This is a genomic window from Ferruginibacter sp., assembly GCF_014377975.1.
Lineage (GTDB): Bacteria > Bacteroidota > Bacteroidia > Chitinophagales > Chitinophagaceae > Ferruginibacter.
In genome coordinates, this window is record NZ_JACMOO010000099.1 from 1 (window position 1) to 4,866 (window position 4,866).

Annotated in this window: 5 protein-coding genes; 4 read left to right on the forward strand and 1 reads right to left on the reverse strand. The window is 35.5% G+C overall.

Annotated features, from left to right (window positions below; genetic code table 11):
• Positions 1-408: RNase H family protein (locus H7254_RS05980; RefSeq protein ID WP_301932104.1), on the forward strand; the 408-nt coding region annotated here is incomplete at its 5' end.
• Positions 409-544: 136 nt separating this feature from the next.
• Here the strand turns inward: H7254_RS05980 and kdsB are convergent.
• Complete coding sequence (kdsB, locus tag H7254_RS05985) at positions 545-1,273, reverse strand: 3-deoxy-manno-octulosonate cytidylyltransferase (RefSeq protein ID WP_301932105.1); 729 nt, start codon at positions 1,271-1,273, stop codon at positions 545-547.
• A gap of 74 nt (positions 1,274-1,347) precedes the next feature.
• Here kdsB and H7254_RS05990 point away from each other — a divergent pair, with 74 nt between their 5' ends.
• The 3 genes from H7254_RS05990 to H7254_RS06000 all read left to right on the forward strand — a co-directional run.
• Positions 1,348-2,850 carry a circularly permuted type 2 ATP-grasp protein gene (locus H7254_RS05990; protein WP_301932106.1) on the forward strand — a complete coding sequence of 501 codons (1,503 nt, stop codon included), beginning with the start codon at positions 1,348-1,350 and terminating at the stop codon, positions 2,848-2,850.
• A gap of 192 nt (positions 2,851-3,042) precedes the next feature.
• Positions 3,043-3,978, forward strand: coding sequence for an alpha-E domain-containing protein (locus H7254_RS05995; protein ID WP_301932107.1), 936 nt, complete (start codon positions 3,043-3,045; stop codon positions 3,976-3,978).
• Positions 3,979-4,053: 75 nt separating this feature from the next.
• Positions 4,054-4,866: transglutaminase family protein (locus tag H7254_RS06000; RefSeq protein ID WP_301932108.1), on the forward strand; the 813-nt coding region annotated here is incomplete at its 3' end.

Here is a 4,866-nt window from a genome sequence, read left to right on the forward strand (position 1 = left end):
GTTTCTATAATATTTATTAATGAGCAAAAAATAATTTTATCAGGTACGGAATTGAAAACCACTCATAACCGGATGGAACTTTTAGCAGTAATAAACGCCCTGGAGTATATTGAAAATAAATGTACCAACCCAATTATAACCTTGGTGACTGACAGCCAATACGTAACAGGTTTGCAGAAAAGAGAAGCAAAATTTATTGCACAAAACTACACCACTAAAAAAGGCACTACAATCAGCAATGCTGATTTAGTTAAAACATTATTGAAATTGTTACATAATTTACAGCCAACACTTGTTAAAATAAAGGCGCATCAAAACAAAACTGATGTAGTTAACTACAATATTGAAGCTGATATTTTATCAAGAAATATGGTTCGCCAAATGGTCAAAATTTTACCTTCCTTTTAAAAAATATTATTTAGTATTAAGTCCTTTCAAAAGATTGTACAATATTTTTAGAGTCTAAATAATATTTTAATTTAAGTAAAATTTAAGCTTGCTTTTCACTGCCTGTAAATAAATAAATCCGGCTATTGGGTAGGCCTTACAACAATGCAGCCGCCCGTACCAAATCTTCCGGCGTATCAATTTCAATACCCATGTATTCCGTAACCACCATTTTTAACGAAACACCATTTTCCAAGTAACGCAGACATTCAATTTTTTCTGCCGCTTCCAAAGGAGTCATTTCCCAATTCGTAAAATTAAGCAATGCCTGTTTGCGAAAACCGTATACGCCGATATGTTCGTAATAGACTGGTGATATTGTAAGGTCCCGTTGATATGGAATTACACTACGACTAAACATCAGCGCATTCATATTTTTATCAACAGCAACTTTTACATAATTAGGATCTTTTACAAATTGAGGATTTTTTAAAATTTGCATTAGTGAAGCAACTTCTATGTATTTCCCGGCTTCATCCGCAAATACATCCAATAGTTTTTGCAACGGTTCTTTTTGTACAAATGGTTCGTCGCCTTGAATATTTACTACGATATCCACATCTAAACCTATAACGGCTTCGGCAATTCTATCACTTCCGCTTTCATGTTCTTTTATACTTTTAATTGCCTTCCCCCCATTGCTAACAATTTCATTGTAAATTATATCGCTATCGGTAACCACCACCACATCACCAAACAAACCTGTTGCCATTGTATTATCATACGTATGCCTGATCACAGTTTTATCGCCCAGTATTTGCATCAGTTTAGCCGGAAATCGAGTTGCCGCATAACGAGCCGGAATCATCGCAATTGTTTTCATCATCATTAAAATTATGGAGAATAAAGTTACAAGGAATATTTTTTAAGGTATTAAAAAATAAACAACAATCAGTATATTTGAGAAAGATCGGTTTTGATGATGTGCATGCCAGCTACTCACCTAAACGATTTATAATGAATACAAATGAACTGCTGCAATCCTACTTAGTAGATGCTAACACCTGGGATGAAATGTCTTCCAATTCATCTGTTAGAGAACAGTACAAGAAGGCAATTGAATTTATGGAAAGTCTTTCCATAGAAGAACTTAACCAAAAAGAAGACCTTGCCAAACGTCTTTTTATGAGTCAGGGCATTACCTTCACTGTGTACAATAGTGGTGAAGGAATTGAAAAAATATTTCCTTTCGATATTATTCCCCGTATCATTACAGCCACTGAATGGGATTTTATTGAAAAAGGAATTAAGCAACGACTTAAAGCCCTTAATCTATTTTTGAAAGATATTTACAACAGCCAATTCATAATTAAGGATGGTATTGTACCGGCTGAAATGATCTATAGCTGTCCGCACTACCTGCGTGAAATGCATAATTTTCAGGTACCTTACGATATCTACATTCATATTTCGGGCATTGATCTAATCCGAAATAATGACGGATCATTTTACATATTGGAAGATAATTTGCGCACACCCAGCGGCGTTAGTTATATGCTGGAAAACAGAGAAATTACCAAGCGAATATTTCCCGATCTGTTACCCAAAATTAATGTACGCAGTGTAACAGAATACCCGGCTATATTGCATAGAAACCTGGTATCATTATCACCCAGGCAAATTAAAAACCCCATCATTGTATTACTAACACCCGGTATTTACAATTCCGCTTATTTTGAACATACCACATTGGCCAGACTGATGGGCGTAGAACTTGTTGAAGGAAATGATTTGGTAGTTGACAACCATAAAGTGTACATGAAAACTACTGCAGGACTGCAACAAGTGGATGTTATTTACAGAAGGGTCGATGATGAATTTTTAGACCCCCTTGTTTTTGATGCAACCAGCAGATTGGGTGTTGCAGGTATAATGAGTGCTTACAGAAAAGGGAATGTTGCGATTGTAAATGCAGTAGGCAATGGTGTTGCAGACGATAAAGCCATTTATACTTATGTACCTGCAATGATACGGTATTATTTAAATGAAGAACCAATTTTAAAAAATGTTCCCACTTACCATTTGGATAAAGCGGAAGAGCGAGCGCATGTTTTTAAAAATATTTCAGAAATGGTAATAAAGAAAACCAATGAAAGTGGCGGTTACGGAATGCTGATGGGTTGTGCAGCAACTGAAGAAGAGATCATTAAATATAAAGCGGAAGTAGAGCAAAATCCAAGGCAGTTTATAGCACAACCTATCATCAGTTTATCATCCGCACCTTGCTATTTAGGCGAGAAATTACAACCCCGCAGAATTGATCTACGACCTTATGCTTTGTGTGGTCCGGATGGCATAGAAATAGTTCCGGGCGGGTTAACAAGGGTTGCCTTAACAGAAGGTTCTTTAATAGTCAATTCATCTCAGGGCGGAGGAAGTAAAGACACATGGGTTTTGGCGTAAATTTTATAATTGCAGTGGTATTAAACGTCAATTGCCTTTTTTATGCCTAAAGTGCAAATAGAACTAAATCATCGACCGGCAACATTATGAGTATAGCTTTTCACCTAAAGCTATTTGCTCATCAACAAAAAATTATTACTCACAAATTAAAAAGCCCAAACCCTTTTGGGTAAAAGGGCAAGCTTCATAATTATGCTAAGTAGAGTTGCTGATAGTTTATATTGGATGAGCCGTTACATGGAAAGAACGGATGGTATTTTAAGGATGTTGAAAATCAATTATGCTTCTTCGCAGGATGATGTGCAAAATTTTTCGTGGAAGCCTGTATTAAAGATTTTTACGTTTTTAAACGAAGAAGAAATTAGTGAATTTGCGCAGGATACAAGGGGCATATTGCAGTATATGGTTATTGGAAAAGACAACCCAAATTCCGTATTAAATATGGTAACCCTGGCCAGGGAAAACGGAAGAAGTGTTCAGGACCACATCACAAAAGAAATGTGGCAATGCCTAAATGATTTTTACCATATCGTTCGGCAGGATGCAATGGCAGAATGGTTGCTGAAAGGAGATCCTGTAACCATTTTAGATATGCTTATTAAAAACGGCATTCTATATTTTGGAACAACAGATATTACGATGGCAAGAGGCGAAGGAAATGCATTTATTAATATTGGCAAATACCTCGAAAGAGCCATTCAATCTGCAGACATTTTAAATGTAAAGTTTAGTGACCTTAGTTTTGAATTAGATAAAACAACCGATACCACTTATTGGAAATATTTACTCATGTCTATTTCCGGCTATGAATTATATTTAAAAACATACCGGGGAGGTTTTGAAGCCAAGAATGTAGTAGGGATGGTGGTTTTAAATGACCAGTTTCCCCGTTCTGTTATTTATTCTATTAATAGATTACACCGGTATTTTGAAAGATTGAAAAATGAAAGAAATATTACAGACTTTAATGAGATAGATTTTATGATCGGGAAAATTGAAAGCAAGGTTAAATTTTCAACACCGGATTCATTGATTCAGGATGGATTACAACAATTTTTAAATGAATCCAAAAACAATTTATTTACGATTGCCAATACATTAAATCATAATTATTTTGCTTACACTTAATCTATTTGTCAATGCAGGAATTGTGTGCCCGTTTTAATGATCCAAAAATTACTATCAAAAAATTAAAAAATAATTATGCCCAAATTCATCATCCAGCATCTTACAAAATACACTTATCAGGAGGCTGTTCGAGACAGCGCAAATCAAATAATGCTTTTCCCCATAAAAGATGAATACCAGGAACTGCACAGTCAAAGGTTGACGATAACAGGAGAACCTTCTGTTGAAATGTTTAAAGATTATTATGGTAATGATGTAGGTACATTTATGAATATTGCTGCGCATACAGAATTGAAAATCGATTCAATAATAAATATAATTACTAAGCCAAGAATCTTTCCTCCGGATGATGTGGCCATTGAAGAACAATGGAACCAATTAAACAACCTGAAAAATATAGTACCCTTCATTGATTTTTTAAAGCAGGAAAACTTTTTAGCATTAAGTGAAGTAAAGAATGTTTTGGATGCCGGCTTTTACAGGTCTGTATCCGTATACGTAGCCGTACTGCAACTTACTCAATATGTTTATCAGGAGTTCAAGTATATAAAAGGCATTACAAATACAGAAACTACACCCGATGAAATATGGAAATTAAAAGCAGGCGTTTGTCAGGATTTTGCTCATATTTTATTGGTAACCTTACGTTTATTAGGTATTCCTGCACGATATGTAAGTGGTTACGTTTGCCCTACAGATAATGATTTGAGAGGTGAAGGTGCAACCCACGCCTGGGTAGAGGCCTATATTCCATTTTACGGGTGGCTTGGCTTTGACCCTACCAACAATTGCATTGTAAACGAGCAGCATGTACGCCTTGCTATTGGTAGAAATTTTAGTGATTGTTCTCCTGTAAAAGGTACCTATAAAGGAACCGCAAAACAGGTA

Bases quoted from the DNA above. Each gene is read 5' to 3' on its own strand.
- kdsB (WP_301932105.1), bottom strand. From the start codon at position 1,273: ATGATGAAAACAATTGCGATGATTCCGGCTCGTTATGCGGCAACTCGA.
- H7254_RS05995 (WP_301932107.1), top strand. From the start codon at position 3,043: ATGCTAAGTAGAGTTGCTGATAGTTTATATTGGATGAGCCGTTACATG.